The sequence below is a fragment of the Caulobacter sp. SL161 genome (assembly GCF_026672375.1).
Taxonomy (GTDB): Bacteria; Pseudomonadota; Alphaproteobacteria; order Caulobacterales; family Caulobacteraceae; genus Caulobacter.
The window spans coordinates 480987-500994 of sequence record NZ_JAPPRA010000001.1 but is presented as its reverse complement, the minus strand read 5'-3'; the positions used below and the strand labels follow the sequence as shown (position 1 = coordinate 500994).

Genomic DNA, 20008 nt, shown 5'->3' with positions numbered 1-20008 from the left:
GCCGCGTTCAGGTTGGGAGCGTCCGAAACGCCGTAGCCGCATCTGCGGTTGCCTAGAGCGGTGGCGGCGGCGGCGCGAGGATCTCGCGCTTGCCGGCGTGGTTGGCGGCCCCGACGACGCCCTCCTTCTCCATCCGCTCCATCAGCGAGGCGGCGCGGTTGTAGCCGATCTGCAGGCGGCGCTGGATGTAGCTGGTCGAGGCCTTGCGGTCGCGGGTGACCACGGCCACGGCGTGGTCGTAGAGGTCGTTGGCCCCGCCCTCGCCCGAGAACGCGCCCTCGATGGCTTCTTCCTGTTCCTCGTCGCCGCCGGCGGTGACCTCGTCGAGATACTGCGGAATGCCCTGGTCGCGCAGGAACTTGGCCACCGCCTCGACCTCGCCGTCCGACACAAACGGACCGTGCAGGCGGGTGATACGCCCGCCGCCGGCCATGTAGAGCATGTCGCCCTGGCCCAGCAGCTGCTCGGCGCCCTGCTCGCCCAGGATGGTGCGGGCGTCGATCTTGCTGGTGACCTGGAAGCTGATCCGGGTCGGGAAGTTGGCCTTGATGGTGCCGGTGATGACGTCGACTGACGGGCGCTGGGTGGCCATGATCAGGTGGATGCCGGCGGCGCGCGCCATCTGGGCCAGACGCTGCACGGCGCCTTCGATGTCCTTGCCGGCCACCATCATCAGGTCGGCGACCTCGTCGATGACCACGACGAGATAGGGCATCGGCTCGGGGCGGATCTGCTCGGTCTCGTAGATCGGACGGCCGGCGTCGTCGAAGCCCGTCTGGACGGTGCGCTCGAAGTGCTCGCCCTTGGCGGCGGCTTCGTTGGCCTTTTCGTTATAGCCGCCGATGTTGCGCACGCCGATCTTGGACATGCGGCGATAACGGTCCTCCATCTCGCGGACGGTCCACTTCAGGGCCACGACGGCCTTCTTCGGATCGGTCACGACGGGGGCCAGGAGGTGCGGGATGCCGTCGTAGACGCTCAGCTCCAGCATCTTGGGATCGACCATGATGAAGCGGCACTTCTCGGGCGGCAGCTTGTACAGGATCGACAGGATCATGGCGTTGACGCCGACCGACTTGCCCGAGCCGGTGGTGCCGGCGATCAGCAAGTGGGGCATCTTGGCGAGGTCGGCGATATACGGCTCGCCGCCGATCGTTTCGCCCAGCGCCATGGGCAGGATCTGGCTGGCCTTCTCGTAGTCGGCGCTGGAGAGCAGGTCGCGCAGATAGACGGTCTCGCGCCGCTGGTTGGGCATCTCGATGCCGATGGCGTTGCGGCCCTGGGCCACGGCGACGCGGCACGAGATCACGCTCATCGAGCGGGCGATGTCATCGGCGAGCGCAACGACGCGGGCGGTCTTGACGCCCGGCGCGGGCACCAGCTCGTACATGGTGACCACAGGGCCGGGGCGGATCTGGTCGATCTGACCCTTGACGCCGAACTCGGCCAGCACGCTTTCCAGCAGGCGGGCGTTCTGGCGCAGGGCCGCAGCGTCCACCTCGGACGAACGCGGCTTGGACTTGGCCAGCATGGCCAACTCGGGCAGCTGGAAGCCGGCGTCTTCCTCGAAGTCGAACGCCTTCTGCTGTTCGCGCTGCTCGCGACCAGACTCCTTCACGGTCCCCTTGGGCTTGGCGATGGCCATGGGCCGGGCGTCCTTGCTGTCTTCGAAGTCGTCTTCGTCGTCCTGGGCCACGGGAGGCGGGGTGTAGGCGCGCTGCGCGGCGGCCGGTTGTGACGCCGCGATCGGGGTTTCGTCGTCGTCGGCCTCCAGCGGGGGCAGGCGACCGGCTCGCGGGGCCGCGGGTTCGGCCTTTTCGCGTCTGGCGCGGACAGGCTTGGCTACGGGTGCGGGTTCAGGTTCCGGCTCAGGACGTGCGCGGGCTTGCAGGGCGTTGCTGACGGCGGCGTGGATGGCGTCGGGGTTGACCTCACGCACGCCGATGGCGAAGCCGAGCGCGGCGATGGCGGCGACGCCGAACAGGATGGCCGAGATGATGGTCGCGCCGGGGATGTGGGCGAAGCTCAGGACGGCGGCGACCATATGCAGCAGGGAGTCGCCCCAGAAGCCGCCCAGGCCCTTCTCCAGCTGCCAGATGGCCGGCGGCGGCGGCGCGGCCAGCACGGCCGACAGCGCCAAGAGGCCCAGCGCGCCGACCAGCGCCCGCTGGCGCAGGTCCTTGCGCTCGGCGTCCGGGTCGGCCTGGGCCACCCGGGTGACGCCGAACACCAGCATCAGCAGCGCGATGCCCCAAGCCGACAGGCCCAGAGACTGCATCAGGATGTCGGAAATCGCCGCGCCCAGGCCACCCAGCGCATTGCGGGCGGGCTCGCCCGTCACGGCGTTGAAGCTCGGATCGGTGGCGTTATAGGTGGCGATGGCCAGCAGCAGCACCGCCCCGACGACGGTGACGATCCCGCCCCGGAACCGGGCCGTCCAGGGCTGGGCCCAGCCATAACGGATCGCATCCCAAAGGAGCTCCGTCGTGGATCGCCGCGCGGCTCGCGCCATGAAAGTCTCCGAACTCAACCGTCGTATCTTTGGACCCATGCAAGGCGGGTCGAACCGCGATGTTGTGCCCGAAGAGCGTTAAGGGCTGTTTACGACGTCCGTTAGGACGGCGGTCATGACGTCGCGGGTTCGAGAAAATTCTCCCTTCCCCTAGATGGGGAAGGGCCGGGGTGAACAATCCTCCCCCCAGCGGGGGAGGTGTCCGCGCAGCGGACGGAGGGGGAAGTCCTGCTGAACCGGCCTCTTCCCCCTCCGTCGTCTCTTCGAGCCGACCCCTCCCCCGCTTGGGGGAGGATTTTGGGGCGCGCGTCCGCCGCTTCACGCGGCGTGACCGCTGAAGGTGTTGGGGAGGCGACGGAGCGGCCGGGCGAACCCGGAGTACCGTGAGTGTTGTTTGCGTTTCGGCTCGCGCTTCCGCTCCGCCAGGTTGTTCTTGCCCGTGAGGATGGGGGGCGTGAGCGTCTTTCAGCTCGGGACCCCAGGAGCCCCCGGACGGGCGCGGATCAACTGGAGCGGCTACATCCGTGTCCAGCCCGACGATCCACGATAGGCGGCTTGTACGATCACCGCCCTGTCGCTCCGCGCTCGCCTCTCTGCGGCTTCTTCCGAGGTCCCGGATCTATCCAACGAACAGACCCCGGTCGAAACCGCTTCGAGGCCACGCGGCCCCGCTCAACCTAGCCCCGCCGCCGTATTGGGCCGGATCCAAACGCCCTCCCCCGCGACGGGGATGGCTATGATTATGGGGGTGGCTCCAGCGCGGAGGATAAGTTGGCGCGTAAAAGTGAGAAGGCGTTGATTTTGTTGACTTCCGCCCCGCCAATTCCGAGCGTTCACGCCCGCCAATCCCCGTAAACATGTCTATTCACCGAGGCGTTGTTCGCCCATCGAGCGGGGGGAATTGCTGTTGGCCCGCGTCAGGGGCGCATTGAACCCTTAGACGGCATCGCCCGATATCGGACGTTCCGGATGTCGCCCAAGGGTGGAATGGGGACCAAATCCTCCCCCTAGCGGGGGAGGTGTCGGCGAAGCCGACGGAGGGGGAAGAAGCCGGCTCGGCAGCACTTCCCCCTCCGGCCTTCGGCCTCCTCCCCCTCTGGGGGGAGGATTTTCCGAGTGTCCGCCAAGGGTCGAAACCCGTCTCCGCCATCGCCGCCGAAAGCGGACCTGCTCGCGCCCTAAGCCGCCTCGAACGCCAGCGGGGCGCCCCAGAAGCTCTGGACCAGGCCGTTTTGTGGGCCGGGCGTTCCGGTCGTCAGGAACACGCGGCTCGCGCCGGTTCCCGGATCATATTCGGGGTGGCGCTCCAGATAGAGGGCCAGGCCCTCAGCCGTGGCCGCCGGCTGCTGGATCAGCGGGGTTCCCGCCGGCAGGGCGGCGCGGAAGATGTCGGCGATGATCTCGTAGTGGGTGCAGCCCAGCACGACGCGGTCGGGATGGCGGCCGATGCGGGTCTTGAGCGCCTGGACGTGGCCCTCCACCGCCTTGGCGATCTCGACGACGCTGGCGTCGCCCTCGATCAGCGGGACCAGGCCCGGGCAGGCCTCGGAGAACACCGCCAGGTCCTGCTTGCGCTTGTCGATCTCGATCTCGTAGACGCGCGAGCGCACCGTGGCCTGGGTGGCGAAGACGCCCAGGATGTCCAGGGCCTGGACCATCTCACCGCGGCGCTCGGCCTCGTGCTCCCAGGGCAGGCCCGTGGCCTTTTCGATGGTCGGCACGATGATGCCCAGGATGTTGACCGGACGGCCGATCGCCTTGCGATAGCCGGGCAGCCAGGTCTGCTGCAGGCGGCGCAGGGCGATGGCCGAGGCGGTGTTGCAGGCCAGGACCACAAGGTTGGCGCCCCGCTCGAACAGGCGCACGCAGCCGGCCTTGGTCAGCTCGACGATGTCCTCGCCGGTGCGCACGCCGTAGGGCGCATTGGCCTGGTCGGCCAGATAGGTGAAGTCCGCCTGGGGCAGACGTTGCACGAGGGCGCGGTGGACCGAGAGGCCGCCCACGCCAGAGTCAAAGACGCCGATCATGGGGCAGGTTTAGCCGCCAAACCCCGACGCGTCCACGAACGGACGCCAACATCGCCTTTTGGCGCACCTTCTCGTCGGCGGTGAGAAACGTTAGATCACGCAAAGGGGCTGAAGGAGTATCGATGTTCGCGCTCAAGTTTGCTCCGTTCGCCATGACCTTGGCCCTCAGCGGACCCGCGCCGACCCAGATCGCGCCTCCGACGCCTGTCGACCTGGGCCAGGCCCCCGCGCCGGACGAAAGCGCCGTCGTCGCCGAGCTGACGATCATGGCCAAGCCCCCCGGGCCGGCCGTGTGGCTGGTCGAGAAGGACGGCGCCAAGCTCTACATCCTGGGCTCGGCCCCGCCGCTGCCGCATCAGCTGAAGTGGAACAGCCCGCGCCTGAACAAGGCGCTGGACAGGGCGAGTCTGGTCCTGGTTCCTCCGGAGGCCGCCGTGGGCGTCACCCAGGTGGCCGGATTCATCCTCAAGTTCGGCGGCGGCTTGCGCCAGCCGCTCGGCAAGGCGCTGGAGGATCAGCTGCCGCCCGATCTGAAGGCGCGGTTCGTTGCGTCCCGCACCCAGGCCCGAAAGGGCGCGGGCGAGTACAAGAACTGGAAGCCGGCGGTGGCCGGGTTCCTGCTGCTGTCGGATTTCCGTCAGGCCGCCGGCCTGTCCGAGGCCAAGCCCGTCAGCACGATCGAGCGCATGGCCAAGGCGCGGAAGCTGAAGGTCAAGGCGGTGGGGCAGTATCGGATGAGCGCGGTCACCGCCATCGCCGGCAAGCTGTCGCCCGAGGACCAGCTCTATTGCCTGCGGGTGGCCCTGGACGAGGTGGCCTATGACGGCGCCCATTCCACCACGATCGGCCGAGACTGGGCCGAGGGCGACCTGGCCTCGGTGCGCGCGCGTTACCGCGCCAGCGCCGCTCAGCGGTGCCTGACCCATGTTCCGGGCGGGGCGGCCTTGCTGGAGAAGGGTCTCGCCCAGACCACTGAGGCCATGACCGAGGCGCTCAAGCGGCCGGGGGTCACGGTCGCGGTGGTCGATCTTGGTTTCCTGCTGCCGGCTGACGGCGTTCTGGACCGCTTGAAGGCGCAGGGCGCGACGATCACCTCGCCCGTCGAATAGGTTGGCGAGTTGACGCGCCGGGCTTGCGCCGACCAAGGTCGTGTCGGGAGGACCAGCCGATGAAGACGATGATCGCCGCGAGCGTTCTGGCGCTGCTGATGGCGGGCGCTGCGCGGGCCGAGGTGACCGACGCCCAACCGGCCGGGTTTCAGGTGCGCCATCAGGTCGTGATCGCCGCGCCGGCGACCACCGTGTGGGCCGTCCTGGTCCAGCCGTCGAAATGGTGGGCCTCGGCGCACACCTGGTCGGGGTCAGCCGCCAACCTGTCGCTCGGCGCGGCCTCGGGCGGCTGCTTCTGCGAGCGTCTGCCCAATGGCGGCTCGGTTCTGCACATGACGACCGTCCATGCTGCGCCCGGCCAGAAGCTGGTGTTGAGCGGTGGTCTGGGTCCCCTGCAGTCGTCGGGCGCGAGCGGGGCGATGACCGTTCTCCTGGCCGAGAAGGACGGCGCCACGACCGTGACGGTCACCTATGACGTCGGGGGGTACTTCAAGGGCGGCCTCGACAAGCTGGCCGCGCCCGTCGACGGGGTGCTGGGTCAGCAGGTTCAGGGACTCAAGGCGGCGGTCGAGGGGCGTTAGGCGCGCCGTAGCGGCCGCTCAAAGACAAACGCCCGCGAACCTCTCGGTCGCGGGCGTCTTCGTTTGTGGAGCGCCTTGGAGGCTTAGGCGCTGGCGGCCACGTCGCCGTCGCTGGCGCCCAGAAGGGCCATCTGCAGGCGCGAGCGGTCGCGGCGGGCGGCTTCCAGAGCCCCTTCGGCCAGGGCGGCCTCCGAGGTCAGGCGTTCGATGGTCGCCTGCAGTTCGGCGATCTTGGCTTCGTGGTCGCGGCGGGCCTGGTCCTGAGCCTCCTGCATCGCGTCGAGGCGGGCGCGCAGTTGCTGGGCGCGCTCCTCGGCGCGCTTGAGGGCCTTTTCCTGAGCCACGGCGCTCTTGGCCAGCTGGTCGGCGCGTTCGATGGCCGTGGCGCGGGCGGTGTCGACACCGGCGTGACGCTGGCGCAGGCCGTCGGCCTCTTCCTCGAGGGCGCGGATGCGGTCGAGAGCGCGCTCCAGAGCGACGTTGAGGTCGCCGGCGCGGCGTTCCACCGCCTTCTGCTGGGCGCTGGAGTCGGCGAGGCGGGCCGAGATCTGGCCGTTCATCTCTTCCAGCTTGTCGGCGCGACCCGTGGCGGTCTCCAGGCGCGTCTGCAGCGCGGAGATCTCGGCGCGGTTGGCCTCGACCTGGCTCTCCAGGCCGCGGATCGTGCGGCCGCTGTCGGTCTGGTGAGCGGCCAGAGCGTTCTCGACGGCCTGCACGCGCGCCCGTTCGGCGGCGAGCTGGGCCTCAAGGTCGGTTTCGATCCGCGACAGGCGGGCCAGGTCCAGGCCGGCCTGGTCGACGCGCTTCTTCAGCGTCGCGGCCTCTTCGCCCAGCAGGGCGTTGTCCTGGTTGGCGCGGGCCAGAGCGGCCTCGGCGTCGCCACGGCGGGCGTCGATGTCCTGGGCCTGGATGCGCAGGCCTTCGACGTCCTGCACGAGGTGCTCGATGCGGGCGGTGGCGTCGCGCAGCGAGGCGTCGAGGCTGGAGACCTTCAGGTCCGACTGCAGCAGGGCGTTGCGCAGGCGGTCGATCTCAAGGGCGTTATCTTCCAGCGCCGCGTCCTGGGTCTGGCGACGGGCTTCGGATTCGCCGAGCGCTGTTTCGGCGGCGGCGAGGCGGGCGGAAACCTCGCGCTCCTCGGCCTGGATCAAGGCGATCTGGCGCTGGGCCTGATCAAGATTGGCGCGCACGGCGATCAGTTCGGAGTGTTCCGCGCGACGGGCTTCGAACTCCTGGCTGACAGGGCCGCGGATCTCGGCGATCAGCGGTTCGATCGCCTTAAGGTGCTCCATGACCCGGCCGATGCTGTCCAAGCCGCCGTGGATGGTCTCGTAGCGCTGACCGATGGCCTGGGTGGACTCGATCTGGTGCTGCATGGCCTCGGCGCGAGCTTCATCACCCAGAACGGTGGGCTTGCCGTTCTTGGTCTCGCGCGAGTTCTTCGACAGCAGTCTCATTCGGCCCACCTTCGCCCCATGCGAGTCCTCGGCGTCCAGAAGTGGACGGCTCGGCGGACGCCGCGAATCTGTTACCCAGAGGTTAACAACTTAGTTTACGGACAAGATGAATGTCGAGGGGCCGACGCCGCGACCGGGCGTCGCGGTCCTGTTCAGATCTCTAAATTCTGGGGATGGAGCGCGGCTTCCGCCGCCAGCGTCCGGGCGACCGCCGATACAACCGCCGCGATACGCAGGGCGGCCTGGATTTGGGTGGGTTCGACACCCCGTCCGCGAAGCTCGGCCTCGTGGCTGTCGAGGCACGCGCCGCAGCCATTGATCGCCGACACGGCCACGCAGGACAGATCGTAGGTAAAGCTTCGCGCGCCGACGTGGGTGAGCCGATTCAAGCGAAGCCGGGAGGGCAGGGCCTGATACTCGGAGGCCTCCATGAGATGCAGGGCGCGGAAATAGACATTGGTCATCGCCATCATGGCGGCCGCCTTGCGGGCGGCGAGATTGGCTTCGGGCGCCAGACCTGCGGCGGTCGCCGCCGCGTCGATCGCCCGCAGCGTCTGCGGTTCGCCGGCGGCGCAGGCGCTGGCGACCAAGCACCCCCATCGCGCTTCCCCATCGAGCGCCGGATCGTCGATCAGCAAGGCCAGGTTGGTCCCCAGATCGCGGGCGTAGTCGGGCAGGCGGGCGCGCAGGGCCTCGATCGACACGTGATGTTCCATGGCCCCACATCAAACATATGGAGCGTGACGAGATAACATCGCGCGGCGCGTTCGTCCCGGTCCGCGCCGCGCGAGAGGGGGCGGTCGGACCGGGAGACGCCGGACATCCGGGGCGGGGTGGGGGAGACAATCACCGGACGCTTCGACACCTCGACACTAGCCTCGCCGCCAAGCTTTGGTCCAATCGATAGTTTTTTGAAATTTAATAGACCTGTCCTATATGTCGGACCATGCTTCTGCCCACGCTCCGCCAACTCCAGTACCTGAAGCTCCTGTCCGAGCACGGTTCATTCAGCCGCGCCGCCGAGAACGCGCACGTCACCCAGCCGACCCTGTCGGCCGGTATCCAGGAGCTGGAGAAGATCCTGGGCGCGCCGGTCGTCGACCGGGCGCGGTCCGGGGTGATCCTCACCGCCGCCGGCCAGGAGGCTGTGCGACGGGCCGAGGATATCCTGGCCCGGGCCGAGGACCTGGTGCAGGCCGCCCGGGGCGCGGGCCAGCCGCTGGCCGGACGGTTCCGGCTGGGCGTGATCCCGACCGTGGCGCCCTATCTGCTGCCGCGCGCGCTGCCCGTGCTGCGCGACCGCTTTCCCAAGCTGAAGCTGTTTCTGCGCGAGGACCTGACCCATCGCCTGATCAGCGCCCTGAAGACCGGCGCGCTGGACGCGGCGCTGATCGCGCTGCCCTACGACATGAGCGGTCTCGACTGGGCCCATGTCGAGGATGATGAGCTGCTGGCCGCCGCGCCCGCCAATCACCCGATGGCCGCCTCGACCCAGGTGGACCCCGACAGCCTGGCCGGTGAGGATCTGATCCTGCTGGAGGACGGCCACTGCCTGCGCGACCACGCCCTGGCGGCCTGCGGCCTGGAGCCGCCGCGCGGCGTCGGCGAGGAGGAGACCTTCGCGGCCACGTCCTTGCCGACCCTGGTGCAGATGATCGGTTCGGGCCTGGGCGTCTCGTTCCTGCCCAAGATGGCGGTGCAGGCGGGCCTGACCGACAAGGCTGCCGTCACGGTTCGTCCCCTGGCGACCGCCCATCCCAGCCGCGAGATCGTCGTGGCCTGGCGCGCAGGCTCCAGCCGGGGCGTCGAGGGACGCCTGCTGGCCGACACCTTGAGGCAGGCGGTCTGACGCCGCCTTAGGGCGCAAGCCCCTCAGTGGGTGTGCGAGATCGGGCCCTCGGCCCGGCCCTCCACGAACTGGCGGACATACGGATTACTGGTGGTGGCCAGCTCGGCGGCCGGACCGCGCCAGATGATCTTGCCGCCGTGCAGCATGGCGATCTCGTCGCCGATCGTCTGGGCCGAGGCCAGGTCGTGGGTGATCGACACCGCCGTCGAGCCCAGGCGACGCACCTGGTCGGAGATCAGCTGGTTGATCGCCGCCGCCGTGATCGGATCCAGGCCCGTGGTGGGCTCGTCGAAGAACAGGATCTCCGGCTGGGCCACCACGGCGCGGGCCAGGCCGGCGCGTTTCTGCATCCCGCCCGAAAGCTCGGATGGAAACCGGTTGGCGACGTCGGGCGACAGCCGCACTTGCTCCAGCGCCTCGATCGCCCGCTCGCGCGCCTGGCGGCGAGGGACGCCGTCGGCGTTGATCAGACGGAACGCGATATTCTCCCAGACGGAGAGGCTGTCGAACAGCGCCGCGCCCTGGAACAGCACACCGATGCGCGAGAACAGCTTGCGGCGCTGGGTCTCAGACAGGCCAACGACGTTCTTGCCGTCCAGTTCGATGGCCCCGGCTTCCGGGCGCAGCAGGCCCAGCGCGGTCTTGATCGTGACCGATTTGCCCTGGCCCGAACCGCCGATGATGACCAGCGAACGGCCGGGGGCGACGGACAGGTCGAGCTGGTCGAGGACCTTGCGATCCCCGAACTGCTTGGTGACGCCCTTCCAGGCGAGTTTCGGAACCTGGCTCGTCATGACATGTGCGTGAAAAGGGTGGTCAGGAGATAGTCCGAGGCGAAGATCAGGATCGCCGAGGAGACCACCGCGTGGGTCGTGGCCCGGCCGACGCCGCGCGCGCCGCCCGAGGCGTTGTAGCCGTGATAGCAACCCATCAGGGCCACGATGAAGCCGAACACCGCCGCCTTGATCAGGCCCGAGATGATGTCCCAGCTCTCAAGGAAGTCGATGGTGTTGCGGATATAGACGGTCGGATTGAACTCCAGCACCCGCGTGGCCACCAGCCAGCCGCCGGCGATGCCGATGATGTCAGCCACGGCGGTGAGCAGCGGCAAGGTCAGCACCGCCGCCAGCAGGCGGGGCGCGACCAGATAGCGGAACGGGTCGGTCGACAGGGTGCGCATGGCGTCGATCTGCTCGGTCGCCCGCATGGCGCCGATCTCGGCGGCGATGGCCGCCGAAACCCGGCCGGCCAGCATCAGCGCGGCCAGCACGGGGCCCAGCTCGCGCGTGATGCCCAGAGCGACGATCTGCGGCATGACCTGCTCGGCGTTGAACCGGCCCCCGCCGGTGAAGATGTTCAGCGCTAGGGCCGCGCCGGTGAACACCGCCGTCAGGCCCACGACCGGCAAAGAGAAGAAGCCGATCGCCACGATCTGCCGGCGCAACTGGCTGACGAACCAGATTGGCGTCAGGGCGGCGATGACGCCGCGCACGGCGAACACGCCGACCGCGCCGACCATGCGCACGGCGGCCAGGGTCGAGCGCCCCAAGGCCTGGATGGGATGGGTGGCGACCCGCCGGGCCGCCTCGGCCGCGGTCATGTCAGTAGCTCTCGGCCGGCTGGGTGGCCGGATTGGCCGCCGCGGGCTCAGAGGTCGCCGCCCCGCCGCCCTGCGGCCGGATCACCGAGCCGATCAGGCCGAAGATGTCGACCGCGCCTTGGGTGTTCTCGATCTCGCCGCCGGCCTTCAGGTCTTCGAGCGATGCGCCGGGCGCGATGGCCACATGGGCGCCGCCCAAGAGGCCGTCGCTGGTGATCTTGGCGGTGGAATCGGCGGGCAGCTTGACGGTCGGGTCGATGCTCAGCTTGGCCACCGCCAGATAGGTCTTGGGCTCCAGCGTGACCTCCGAGACCGTGCCGACCTTGACGCCGGCCACGGTGACCGCCGCCCCCGGCGCCAGCGAACCGGCCTCACCGAACTTGGCGCTGATCTCATAGTCGCCGCGCTTCATGTGAACGCCGCCGACGCTCAGCGAATAGGTCAGGAACCCCGCCGTCAGGGCGAGGACGACGACGCCCATGGCCGTTTCGGCCCATTGTTCGCGCAATGCCATATGCCGTTGTCCTTCCAGTCCGGGTCCCGCCTAGCGACGACCCGAGCCGCCCTTCTGAAGCTGGTTGATCAGCACGTCGATGTTGCCGCCGGCGTTGTCGATCGTCGACACGAAGTCCTGCTGCTGAGTGATCGCCAACCAGATTCCCTTGAACTGGACATCGACCACCTTCCAGGCGCCGCCACTGTTCAGCACGCGCCACGAGACCGGCACCGGCTGGCTCAGCTGACCGCCGGCGACCACGGTGTTGACGATCACGTCGCCGGGCTTGCGGACCACCGAGCCGGTCACCTTCAGCTGTTCGCCGCGATAGTCACTGATGCGGCTCTGGTAGACGTTCTCGGCATAGGTCCGAAACACCGGCGTGAAACGGGCCCGCTGCTCCGGCGTGATCGTCCGGGCGTACTTGCCCAGCACGAAGTTGGTGATCCGCGGCACGTCGGCCAGTTCGTCCACGGCCTGATGGAAGACCTGCTTCTTCTGCGCTTCGCTCATGCTCTTGCTGGCCAGCACGCTGATCACGCGCTGGGCCTTGGTCTGAACGAAGGCTTCGGCGGCCGGGTCGCGCGCGCCGCTCTGGGCCAGGGCCGGCGAGGCGGCGGAAAGCGCGGCGCCGAAGAACGCCAAAGCCGCGACGCTGGCGCCGCGGCGGGTGATGGAGGTGTTTCGCATAGTGTTACCGGGGAGGGTCATGGATTGGGCGTCGCCGATGAGGTGTTCGGTTCGGACGGCGGCGCATCGAAATCAGGGAGCGCTTCGCGCTCGCCGGTGGCTTCGCGGACGAAGGCCTCACGATACTGCGCGTAGGCGGAGCGGGTGGTGACGTACGGGTCGGACGCGTCCTTCAGCGCCTCGTATGCGGAGTCTGTCGTGGCGCGCAGGTCGACCACGGTGATCGCCGTGCGGGCCCGACCGAAGTCGGTGTCCAAGCCGCCCACGAACAGCGAGACCGGGTCAGTGACGATATCGAGCGCGCGGCCGACGCCGTCGCGAACGTTCAAGGGGCCCATCAGGGGCACGTAGATATAGGCTCCGGGACCTGCGCCCCAGCGGCCGAAGGTCTGGCCGAAATCGGCGCCGCGCGGCGGCAGGCCCATCTTGGCGGCGACGTCGAACAGGCCCGCCACGCCGACCGTGGAGTTGACGACAAAACGGGTGCTCGAGCGCACGGCCTGACGCGGCTTGCCCTGGAGAACCTGGTTCATCACCGTGTTCGGCTCGCCCATATTGTAGATGACCAAGCTGACCCGGTCGCGGACGACGCGCGGCGTCACCGCCATATAACCGTGAGTGATCGGCGCCAGCAGTGCACGGTCCAGTCCCATGCCGAGCTTGAACGAGGCCCGGTTGAAGCCCTCCAGGGGGTCATTGGCGGCCGGACCGGCCGAAGCGAGCGGTGCAGGCTCGGCTTGCGCCTGCGCGTTCGGCGCCGCCGCCAGAAGGCCAGCGGCCGCCAGGGCGCCGACGGCGAGGTGGCGTCGGAACCCTTGTGGGCGCGCGCTCTGGGACGGGTCGCGCAAGCGGATGCTCCTGCTTCTCATAGGCGCCATGTATTCACGACGCCCTCCGTATCAAGATAAGGCCGACTATTTCGCTTACGCTTGAGCGCAAATCGCTTCGGCGTCGCGCGACTCAGTCACGCCCGCCGCGAGCCTTACGATGTGATCCACCCATCGGCGCACTGGAACCCCTTGGGCGCGGGGGCTTCACGGTTTGTCGGCAAGCGTGGCGCCGGCGCCGCGCCCGTCGAGCCTCAGCATATTTAGATATATCGAAATGCGCTCTTGACGATCGCCGTTTTCGATATATCTGTAATTCCGATATAACGAAACAGGATCTAAAACATGTTTGGACGACATCATTCCCACCGCAGCGTGTGGGGTGGCCACGGGGGCCAGCATCACGGTCGGCATCCGTTTGGCTTCCACGGTCACCATCACGGGCCCCGGGGGCGCGGCGGACGCATGGGCCGCTTCTTCGACCACGGCGACCTGCGTCTGGTGGTTCTCAAGCTGATCGCCGACAAGCCCAGCCACGGCTACGAACTGATCAAGGCGATCGAGACGGCGGCGGGAGGCGCCTATACCCCCAGCCCTGGCGTGGTCTATCCGACCCTGACCCTGCTCGAGGAGCTGGGCTATGTCGTCGCCAGTGAGGCCGGCGGCGGCAAGAAGCTTTATACGATCACGCCGGAAGGCGAGGCGTTCCTGGTCAGCAACGAACAGCCTGTGCGCTCGCTGTTCGAGCGCATGGCCGAGGCCGCTTCGACCAGCGCCGCGTTCTCGCCGCAGATCCTGCGGGCGCGTGAGAACCTGAAGACCGCTCTTCGGCTCAAGCTGCACGGCGGCCAGCTGACGGCCCAGCAGATCGCCGGCATCGCCAAGGCGCTCGATGACGCCGCAGCGGCCATCGAGACCCTCTGAGGAGCAAGCAAAGATGGAAAGCCACGCTCGCGTCGCCACCGACAAGGCGGCCCGCTACATGACCCAGCTCGCCAAGCACTGGAGTCACAAGTTCGAGGTCCGCTACGACGAGACCTCGGCCCATTTTCCGCTGCCGCCCGGCCTCTGTCGCATGACGGCCCACGCGGACAGTCTCGACATCACCGTCGAGGCCGCCGACCAGGAGGGCCTCGCCAGGCTTGAAGACGTGGTGGCCAAGCACCTGGACCGCTTCGCCTTTCGGGAGGGCGAGCTTAAATACGGATGGACGCGGGAGGCGTGACGCCTAGACGTCAGTGCAGTCCGCGCAGCAGGTCGATGCGTCGCATCGCCTTGCCGGGAAGCTCCGAGATACGCCCCAGCGGCAGGGCCTCGGCCACACTGCGGACACCGTAGACCGCGTGGCGGACAAGGCTCGGCATCGAGGGCGAGCCCAGGAAGCCGAACACCACGCGCTGCTGGGCGTTGGAGAGCTCGCGCTTGAAGCGGTAGTCGCCGGTTCCGAGATCCAGCCGCATGTACGGCGTTCCGTCCATGCTCTTCAGGATGTCCTGGAACAGCATCATGCCCGGCGAATAGCGCTCGAGGTCGGGATTGTGGGCGATCAGCCAGCCGTGGATGGTGTGCTCGCCACGAAGGTGGAAGTGAACGGCCGCGAGGCGCTCGCCCAGATGCAGGGTGTAGAGCGCCCCGCCAAAATCGGTGTCGCGGCGCGCGAACAGATCATCCAGCAGCTTGTTGACCCACGGCGCCTTGAAGAGGTCGGTCTGGTGGGTCAGCAGCAACTGGACCCGCTTCCAGGCGATCAGCTGATCGAACGCCGCCCGGCTCTCCGACATTGCGGTGAAACGGCAGGGACCGACTTCGCGCTCGGCTTTGCGGCGCTTCTTGTCGATATCCTTGAGTACGCCGACACCCGCGGCCTTGCGCTCCGCGGCATAGGCTTCGTAGCCGTCGGGTGTTTCGACGACCCAGCTGTCGGTCTGGCCGCGCGCATGGCGACCCAGCGTCTCATCGTCAGCCATCATATGGCAAAAGTCGATCCGACCCACGCCGAGCGCGTGCAGCAGGTCGCGCGGGTCCATGGTCACGCCGGGCGCGGAGATCAGGGCCTGATAATCGCACATCGGCGCGCCCACAGGCATGGCCACGTCCTGACGCACCCGCACCGGCAGGAAGGCCAGAGCCTCGCCCTCGGGGCCCCGCTGGATCGCGACCTTGACCTGGTCGCCCTTGTCGCCCTGGGCGCGTGCGACAGACAGGGTCCACTGGGGTGAAAGGAACGGAGAATCGAGCCGCGTCTGGCCGTGCTGCAGCTGCGTCCACCGCGCGACATCGGCGTCCGAAAGTTCCAGCGCTTTGACGATTTCGATGAGCAAAATGGGCCAGTCCGACAGAAGAGTCGGACAGCACTCTGACGCCGAGAGATTGCCTTAGGGTTGACGGGACGCCGCTCTGCGCGGTTTGGCGCCGCTCGCCTCTCCTTAAGGGCGAGCGGCGGCCAGCCGTGTCAGTCCATCAGCCTGCGCGTCAGATAGACATACTCCAGGGCCTGCCGACGCGCCGTCTCCGCCAGGTTGGCGGCCCCCGCGTGACCACCGTCGATGTTCTCGTAGTAGAGCACCGGATAGCCCAGCTCCATCAGCCGCGCGGCGGCCTTGCGGGCGTGGGCGGGGTGGACGCGGTCGTCCTTGGTCGAGGTCTCGATGAACACCTCGGGATACTTCTGGCCGGCCTTGAGGTTGGAATAGGGGTCGTACTTGGCGATGACGGCGCGTTCCGACGGAATGGCCGGATCGCCGTATTCGCCCACCCACGAAGCGCCGGCGCTGAGCTGGCTGTAGCGGATCATGTCGAACAGCGGCACCTGCACGACGACGGCGTTGTAGAGCTCGGGCCGCTGGGTCAAGGCGACGCCCATCAGAAGACCACCGTTCGATCCGCCCATGATGCCCAGACGCCGGGGCGAGGTGATCTTGCGGGTGATCAGGTCCTGCGAGACGGCGAAGAAGTCGTCATAGACCTTCTGGCGGTTCTCCTTGAGGCCGGCCGCGTGCCAGGCCGGACCGAACTCGCCGCCGCCCCGGATATTGGCCACCACATAGACGCCGCCGCGCTCCAGCCACAGCTTGCCCATCACACCCGAATAGCCCGGCGTGAGGGGCACCTGGAAGCCGCCATAGGCGTAGAGCAGGGTCGGCGCCGAGCCGTCGTATTTCACGTCCTTCGGCCGCACGACGAAGTAGGGGACCTTGGTTCCGTCCGTGCTGGTCGCCTCGAACTGTTCGACCACGTGGGTCGAGGCGTCGAAGCGGGCCGGCGAGGCCTTGATCTGCTCCAGCTTCAGCGAGCCGGCGTCGGCCAGCCAGAAGGTGGTCGGCGTCAGATAGCCGGTGACGGTGACGAACAGGCGCTCACCCTTGTCGTCGGACGAGCCCAGACCGATCGCGCTGTTGGCCGGCAGGTCCAGGCTCGTGGCGGTCCAGCCCTTGGGCCCGTGGGTGAACACCTTGGCCGCGCCCTTGACGTTGTCGAGCATGCCGACGACCAGCTTGGTGCGGGTGGTCTGGACCTGCTCGACCGACTGGCGGGCCGTGGGGCGCAGCACCAGCGTGGCCACAGCCTTGTCCGGGGCCGCTTTCAGCTTGGCCAGATCGAAGCTGATCAGGTCGCCGACCTTGAAGCCCTTCGCCGGCCAGTCCTGCTCCATCAGGACGACCATCTGGCCGTCGACATAGCCCTGGATCGAGCTCTTCAGCGGCAGGTCGAGTTTGACGGGCTTGTCGCCCTCGATCAGATAGGTCTCGCTCTCGAAGAAGGTGACGCCACGCGTGGCCATGACCGCGACGGCCTTCCCGTCGGCGTCACGCAGCACGAACGGGCTGACCGAAACGTCGGTCTCGACGCCGCGGAAGACTTCCTTGGCCTGATCCAGGGGCTGCCCGCGCTTGAGCGCTTTCAGGACATAGGCGTAGCCCGACTTGGTCAGCTCGCCCGGCGTCCATTCGCGACCGACCAGCAGGGTGTCCTTGTCCAGCCAGGTGTAGTTCTGCTTGCCCTCCGGCAGTTCGAAGCCGCCGGGGACGAAGCTCTTGGTGGTGGTGTCGAACTCGCGGACCGTCACGGCGTCCTTGCCGCCGTTCGACAGGGTGATGAGGCAGCGGGTGTCGTCCGGCGGCAGGCAGCTGGCGCCCTTGAACACCCAGTTGGCGTTCTCGGCCTTGGTCAGGGCGTCGATGTCGAGGATCGTTTCCCAGGCGGGCTCGGCGGTGCGGTAGCTGTCCAGCGTCGTTCTACGCCAGATCCCCCGAACATGATCCTTGTCCTGCCAGAAGTTGCGCAGGGAACCATCGCCCGCGAACGACACGCCGGGCACCCGGTCCTTGGCGTTGAGGATGGCCAGGGCCTTGGCTTCCAGGTCGGCGTAGCGCGCGTCACCCTGCAGCACGGGCAGCGAGCGGGCGTTCTGGGCCTTGGCCCAGTCCATCGCACGCGTCCCCTCGATCTCCTCCATCCAGAGATACGGATCGTCCTTGCCCAGCTCCGACAGGGGCGTGCGGGCCTCGGCGGCGGGCTTTGCGGTGTCGGCGGCGATCGCGGGGGTCAGGGTCATCAGACTCGTGGTGGCGAGGAGGGCAAGCAGCGACTTACGCATTTAGTGATCCATCAACTGGCGCGACAGGTAGGTGTAGTGCAGGGCCCAGCGGCGGGCGTTGGCCTTGGGATCGGCCCCGTTGGCGTGGCCGCCGTCGGTGTTCTCGAAATAGAGGTTATCGACCTTCAGGTCGTCCAGGCGCGCGGCGAACTTGCGCGCGTGGCCCGGATGGACGCGGTCGTCCTTGGTCGAGGTCGTGATGTAGGCCAGCGGATATTTCACGCCGGCCTTCAGCTTCTGATAGGGGCTGTAGGCCTCGATCCAGGCGCGTTCGGCCGGGATGGCCGGATCGCCGTACTCGCCGATCCATGAGGCCCCGGCGGGCAGCTGGGTGTAGCGGATCATGTCCAGCAGCGGGCTTTCGACGATCACCGCGTTCCAGAGGTCGGGCCGCTGGGTCATGGCCACGCCCATCAAGAGGCCGCCGTTCGAGCGGCCATAGGCGCCTAGATGGCGGGGCGAGGTGATCTTCTTGGCGATCAGGTCTTCGGCCACGGCGAAATAGTCGTCATAGGCCCGCTGGCGATTGGCCTTCAGCGCCGCCTGGTGCCAGGCCGGACCGAACTCGCCGCCGCCCCGGATATTGGCCACGGCGTAGCTGCCGCCGCGCTCCAGCCACAGCTTGCCGATCAGCGGGTCATAGACGGGCAGCTTCGACAGGTTGAAGCCGCCATAGGCGTGCAGCAGCGTCGGGTTCTTGCCGTCGTGCTTGTGACCTTTCGGATGGATCAGGAAATAGGGGATCTTGGTCCCGTCCTTGGAGGTGGCGACCTTCTGTTCGACTTCGAGCTTGCTGGCGTCGAACTGGGCGGGCAGGGCCTTGACCGTCTGGGCGGTGGTTCCCGTGGCGTCGGCCAGCTTGAGCTGGGTCGGGGTCGCAAAGCCCTCGTCGGTGTAGAAGACAAGATCGCCCTCGTCCGAATGCGAGCCCAGGGTGACGGCGGCGTTGTCGATGACGGGCAGGTTGGTCTTGACCACCCCGCGCTCGCCCCGGTTTTCCAGGCTGACCAGCGAGCCCCGGACGTTGTCATAGACGACGGCGACCACGCGGTTGTCGGTGACCGTGGCCTGGGCGATCGACTGGCGCGGCCCCGGCGACAGGATCGCGCAAGGATTGCAGCCATTTGACGTCACGATCTCGCCGCCCGGGCGCAGGCGCTCGGGTGTGGCCAGGGCCAGGCTGCCGGCGGGGATGGTGACCCCGGCGAAGGTCCAGGGCTCTTCGGTCTTCACGACGAGAGCGCCGTCCAGCATGCCGATCACGCCGCCCTGCTTGGGCAGGGGAAGTTGCGCCAGACCCTTGGGGGTCCACTCGAAATAGAGGCTGTTGAAGAAGTCGGTCGCCTGCTCGATCAGGACGACGCGGTTGCCCTTGGCGTCGCGGATCACGTTGGGCCGCACCGAGACGTCGCCCTTCTGGCCGCGATAGACCTCGACCGCCTGGTCCAGGGCCTGACCGCGCTTCAGCGTCTTGATGACCATGCCGTAGCCGCTGTCGGTGGTCGTGCCCGGACCCCAGTCGCGGGTCAGGATCAGGGTGTCGGGGTCCAGCCACTCGATCGACTGCTTGCTCTCGGGCAGGACAAAGCCGCCCGCCGCCGGATCGACGAAGCTCTTGGTCGCAAGATCGAACTCGCGGACCGTGACCGCGTCCTTGCCGCCGTTGGACAGGTTCACGAGGCAGCGATCGTGGGTCTTGGGCCGGCAGTCGGCGCCCTTCCAGATCCAGTTCTTGCCCTCGGCGGCGGCCAGGGCGTCGAGGTCGATCACCGTCTCCCACTGGGGGGTTGCGGACTTGTAGGACTCAAGGCTGGTGCGCCGCCAGACGCCGCGCACATGGGTCGCGTCCTGCCAGAAGTTGAACACCGTCTTGCCGACGAAGTTGGGCATGGCGATCCGGTCCTTGGCGGCCAGGATCTTCAGGGCCTCGGCCTGCAGGCCCACGAAACGCGGATCGCTGGAGAGCAGCGGCAGGGTCTTGTCGTTCTCGGCCTTCACCCAGGCGAGGGCTTCAGGGCTTTCGACGGCCTCGAGGGCCAGGTGCGGGTCGGTCTCCTGGGCTCGCGCGGAGCCGGAGGCCAGGAGGACAAGGGCGAGAGCGGCGGCCGAGCCGTGGCGGAGCGTCATCATGGCTGGGGACGGTATCGAACATTCCGTCGCGCGCCAGCCCACTTTTCGAACGTCTTGAACCGGGAAACGGCCCGAGCGTGGGCGATCATGCCCCGCGTCGCCGCGTCCCCTGACTTGGCGCGGCTTTTCCACT

Annotated in this window: 19 protein-coding genes; 6 read left to right on the top strand and 13 right to left on the bottom strand. The window is 68.0% G+C overall.

Annotated features, from left to right (window positions below):
* Positions 1-52: 52 nt before the first annotated feature.
* Positions 53-2530, bottom strand: a complete 2478-nt coding sequence (locus tag OVA11_RS02620; protein WP_268065938.1) for an FtsK/SpoIIIE family DNA translocase — start codon at positions 2528-2530, stop codon at positions 53-55.
* Positions 2531-3307: 777 nt separating this feature from the next.
* Between OVA11_RS02620 and OVA11_RS02610 the strand changes: the two genes are divergently transcribed.
* Complete coding sequence (locus OVA11_RS02610) at positions 3308-3367, top strand: hypothetical protein (RefSeq protein WP_268068877.1); 60 nt, start codon at positions 3308-3310, stop codon at positions 3365-3367.
* Between the two features lie 323 nt (positions 3368-3690).
* Here the strand turns inward: OVA11_RS02610 and OVA11_RS02600 are convergent, their stop codons facing one another.
* Positions 3691-4539 carry a glutamate racemase gene (locus OVA11_RS02600; RefSeq protein WP_268065935.1) on the bottom strand — a complete coding sequence of 283 codons (849 nt, stop codon included), beginning with the start codon at positions 4537-4539 and terminating at the stop codon, positions 3691-3693.
* Between the two features lie 122 nt (positions 4540-4661).
* Here OVA11_RS02600 and OVA11_RS02595 point away from each other — a divergent pair, with 122 nt between their 5' ends.
* Both OVA11_RS02595 and OVA11_RS02590 read left to right on the top strand, forming a co-directional pair.
* Positions 4662-5648: a TraB/GumN family protein gene (locus OVA11_RS02595; protein ID WP_268065932.1), complete on the top strand. Its 987-nt coding sequence runs from the start codon at positions 4662-4664 to the stop codon at positions 5646-5648.
* A gap of 59 nt (positions 5649-5707) precedes the next feature.
* Complete coding sequence (locus tag OVA11_RS02590) at positions 5708-6229, top strand: SRPBCC family protein (RefSeq protein ID WP_268065929.1); 522 nt, start codon at positions 5708-5710, stop codon at positions 6227-6229.
* 83 nt (positions 6230-6312) lie between these two features.
* Here the strand turns inward: OVA11_RS02590 and creS are convergent, their stop codons facing one another.
* Positions 6313-7686: a crescentin gene (creS, locus tag OVA11_RS02585; protein WP_268065927.1), complete on the bottom strand. Its 1374-nt coding sequence runs from the start codon at positions 7684-7686 to the stop codon at positions 6313-6315.
* A gap of 152 nt (positions 7687-7838) precedes the next feature.
* Entirely contained in the window at positions 7839-8390 is a 552-nt protein-coding gene (locus OVA11_RS02580) for a carboxymuconolactone decarboxylase family protein (RefSeq protein WP_268068876.1), read from the bottom strand.
* Between the two features lie 242 nt (positions 8391-8632).
* Here OVA11_RS02580 and OVA11_RS02575 point away from each other — a divergent pair, with 242 nt between their 5' ends.
* On the top strand, positions 8633-9535 hold the full coding sequence (locus OVA11_RS02575) for a hydrogen peroxide-inducible genes activator (RefSeq protein ID WP_268065924.1): 903 nt from the start codon (positions 8633-8635) through the stop codon (positions 9533-9535).
* Between the two features lie 23 nt (positions 9536-9558).
* Here OVA11_RS02575 and OVA11_RS02570 read toward each other — a convergent pair whose 3' ends face one another.
* From OVA11_RS02570 to OVA11_RS02545, 6 genes are all read right to left on the bottom strand, one after another.
* Positions 9559-10329 (bottom strand): ABC transporter ATP-binding protein, encoded by a 771-nt coding sequence (locus OVA11_RS02570; RefSeq protein WP_268065921.1) that lies wholly within the window; start codon positions 10327-10329, stop codon positions 9559-9561.
* A complete protein-coding gene (locus OVA11_RS02565; protein WP_268065919.1) occupies positions 10326-11135 on the bottom strand; it encodes an MlaE family ABC transporter permease in 810 nt (269 codons plus the stop codon). Before OVA11_RS02565 ends, OVA11_RS02570 begins: the two co-directional genes overlap by 4 nt.
* A 1-nt stretch (position 11136) precedes the next feature.
* Positions 11137-11649: an outer membrane lipid asymmetry maintenance protein MlaD gene (gene mlaD / locus OVA11_RS02560; protein WP_268065916.1), complete on the bottom strand. Its 513-nt coding sequence runs from the start codon at positions 11647-11649 to the stop codon at positions 11137-11139.
* Positions 11650-11679: 30 nt separating this feature from the next.
* A complete protein-coding gene (locus OVA11_RS02555) occupies positions 11680-12342 on the bottom strand; it encodes an MlaC/ttg2D family ABC transporter substrate-binding protein (RefSeq protein WP_010921520.1) in 663 nt (220 codons plus the stop codon).
* A complete protein-coding gene (locus tag OVA11_RS02550) occupies positions 12339-13199 on the bottom strand; it encodes an MlaA family lipoprotein (RefSeq protein WP_268065913.1) in 861 nt (286 codons plus the stop codon). The genes OVA11_RS02555 and OVA11_RS02550 overlap by 4 nt, the downstream gene beginning before the upstream one ends.
* A gap of 156 nt (positions 13200-13355) precedes the next feature.
* The gene (locus OVA11_RS02545) at positions 13356-13586 is read right to left on the bottom strand and encodes a hypothetical protein (RefSeq protein WP_268069019.1); all 231 of its coding nucleotides are present in this window, start codon (positions 13584-13586) and stop codon (positions 13356-13358) included.
* On the opposite strand from OVA11_RS02545, the gene OVA11_RS02540 reads away from it, so the two are divergent.
* A complete protein-coding gene (locus OVA11_RS02540) occupies positions 13494-14072 on the top strand; it encodes a PadR family transcriptional regulator (protein WP_268065911.1) in 579 nt (192 codons plus the stop codon). The genes OVA11_RS02545 and OVA11_RS02540 overlap by 93 nt on opposite strands.
* A gap of 13 nt (positions 14073-14085) precedes the next feature.
* Positions 14086-14373 (top strand): DUF2218 domain-containing protein, encoded by a 288-nt coding sequence (locus OVA11_RS02535; RefSeq protein ID WP_268065908.1) that lies wholly within the window; start codon positions 14086-14088, stop codon positions 14371-14373.
* 10 nt (positions 14374-14383) lie between these two features.
* Here OVA11_RS02535 and OVA11_RS02530 read toward each other — a convergent pair whose 3' ends face one another.
* The 3 genes from OVA11_RS02530 to OVA11_RS02520 all read right to left on the bottom strand — a co-directional run bounded on the left by OVA11_RS02530 (position 14384) and on the right by OVA11_RS02520 (position 20007).
* Positions 14384-15469, bottom strand: coding sequence for a GNAT family N-acetyltransferase (locus OVA11_RS02530; RefSeq protein WP_268065904.1), 1086 nt, complete (start codon positions 15467-15469; stop codon positions 14384-14386).
* 131 nt (positions 15470-15600) lie between these two features.
* Positions 15601-17745, bottom strand: coding sequence for a prolyl oligopeptidase family serine peptidase (locus tag OVA11_RS02525; protein WP_268065901.1), 2145 nt, complete (start codon positions 17743-17745; stop codon positions 15601-15603).
* Positions 17746-20007, bottom strand: a complete 2262-nt coding sequence (locus OVA11_RS02520; protein ID WP_268065899.1) for a prolyl oligopeptidase family serine peptidase — start codon at positions 20005-20007, stop codon at positions 17746-17748.
* Position 20008: the final 1 nt, after the last annotated feature.

Excerpts from the sequence above, each read along its gene's own strand:
- OVA11_RS02540 (WP_268065911.1), top strand. The coding sequence starts at position 13,494 with ATGTTTGGACGACATCATTCCCACCGCAGCGTGTGGGGTGGCCACGGG.
- OVA11_RS02595 (WP_268065932.1), top strand. The coding sequence starts at position 4,662 with ATGTTCGCGCTCAAGTTTGCTCCGTTCGCCATGACCTTGGCCCTCAGC.
- mlaD (WP_268065916.1), bottom strand. The coding sequence starts at position 11,649 with ATGGCATTGCGCGAACAATGGGCCGAAACGGCCATGGGCGTCGTCGTC.
- OVA11_RS02565 (WP_268065919.1), bottom strand. The coding sequence starts at position 11,135 with ATGACCGCGGCCGAGGCGGCCCGGCGGGTCGCCACCCATCCCATCCAG.
- OVA11_RS02590 (WP_268065929.1), top strand. The coding sequence starts at position 5,708 with ATGAAGACGATGATCGCCGCGAGCGTTCTGGCGCTGCTGATGGCGGGC.
- OVA11_RS02550 (WP_268065913.1), bottom strand. The coding sequence starts at position 13,199 with ATGGCGCCTATGAGAAGCAGGAGCATCCGCTTGCGCGACCCGTCCCAG.
- OVA11_RS02600 (WP_268065935.1), bottom strand. The coding sequence starts at position 4,539 with ATGATCGGCGTCTTTGACTCTGGCGTGGGCGGCCTCTCGGTCCACCGC.
- creS (WP_268065927.1), bottom strand. The coding sequence starts at position 7,686 with ATGAGACTGCTGTCGAAGAACTCGCGCGAGACCAAGAACGGCAAGCCC.
- OVA11_RS02545 (WP_268069019.1), bottom strand. The coding sequence starts at position 13,586 with ATGGTGACCGTGGAAGCCAAACGGATGCCGACCGTGATGCTGGCCCCC.
- OVA11_RS02525 (WP_268065901.1), bottom strand. The coding sequence starts at position 17,745 with ATGCGTAAGTCGCTGCTTGCCCTCCTCGCCACCACGAGTCTGATGACC.
- OVA11_RS02555 (WP_010921520.1), bottom strand. The coding sequence starts at position 12,342 with ATGACCCTCCCCGGTAACACTATGCGAAACACCTCCATCACCCGCCGC.
- OVA11_RS02575 (WP_268065924.1), top strand. The coding sequence starts at position 8,633 with ATGCTTCTGCCCACGCTCCGCCAACTCCAGTACCTGAAGCTCCTGTCC.
- OVA11_RS02570 (WP_268065921.1), bottom strand. The coding sequence starts at position 10,329 with ATGACGAGCCAGGTTCCGAAACTCGCCTGGAAGGGCGTCACCAAGCAG.
- OVA11_RS02535 (WP_268065908.1), top strand. The coding sequence starts at position 14,086 with ATGGAAAGCCACGCTCGCGTCGCCACCGACAAGGCGGCCCGCTACATG.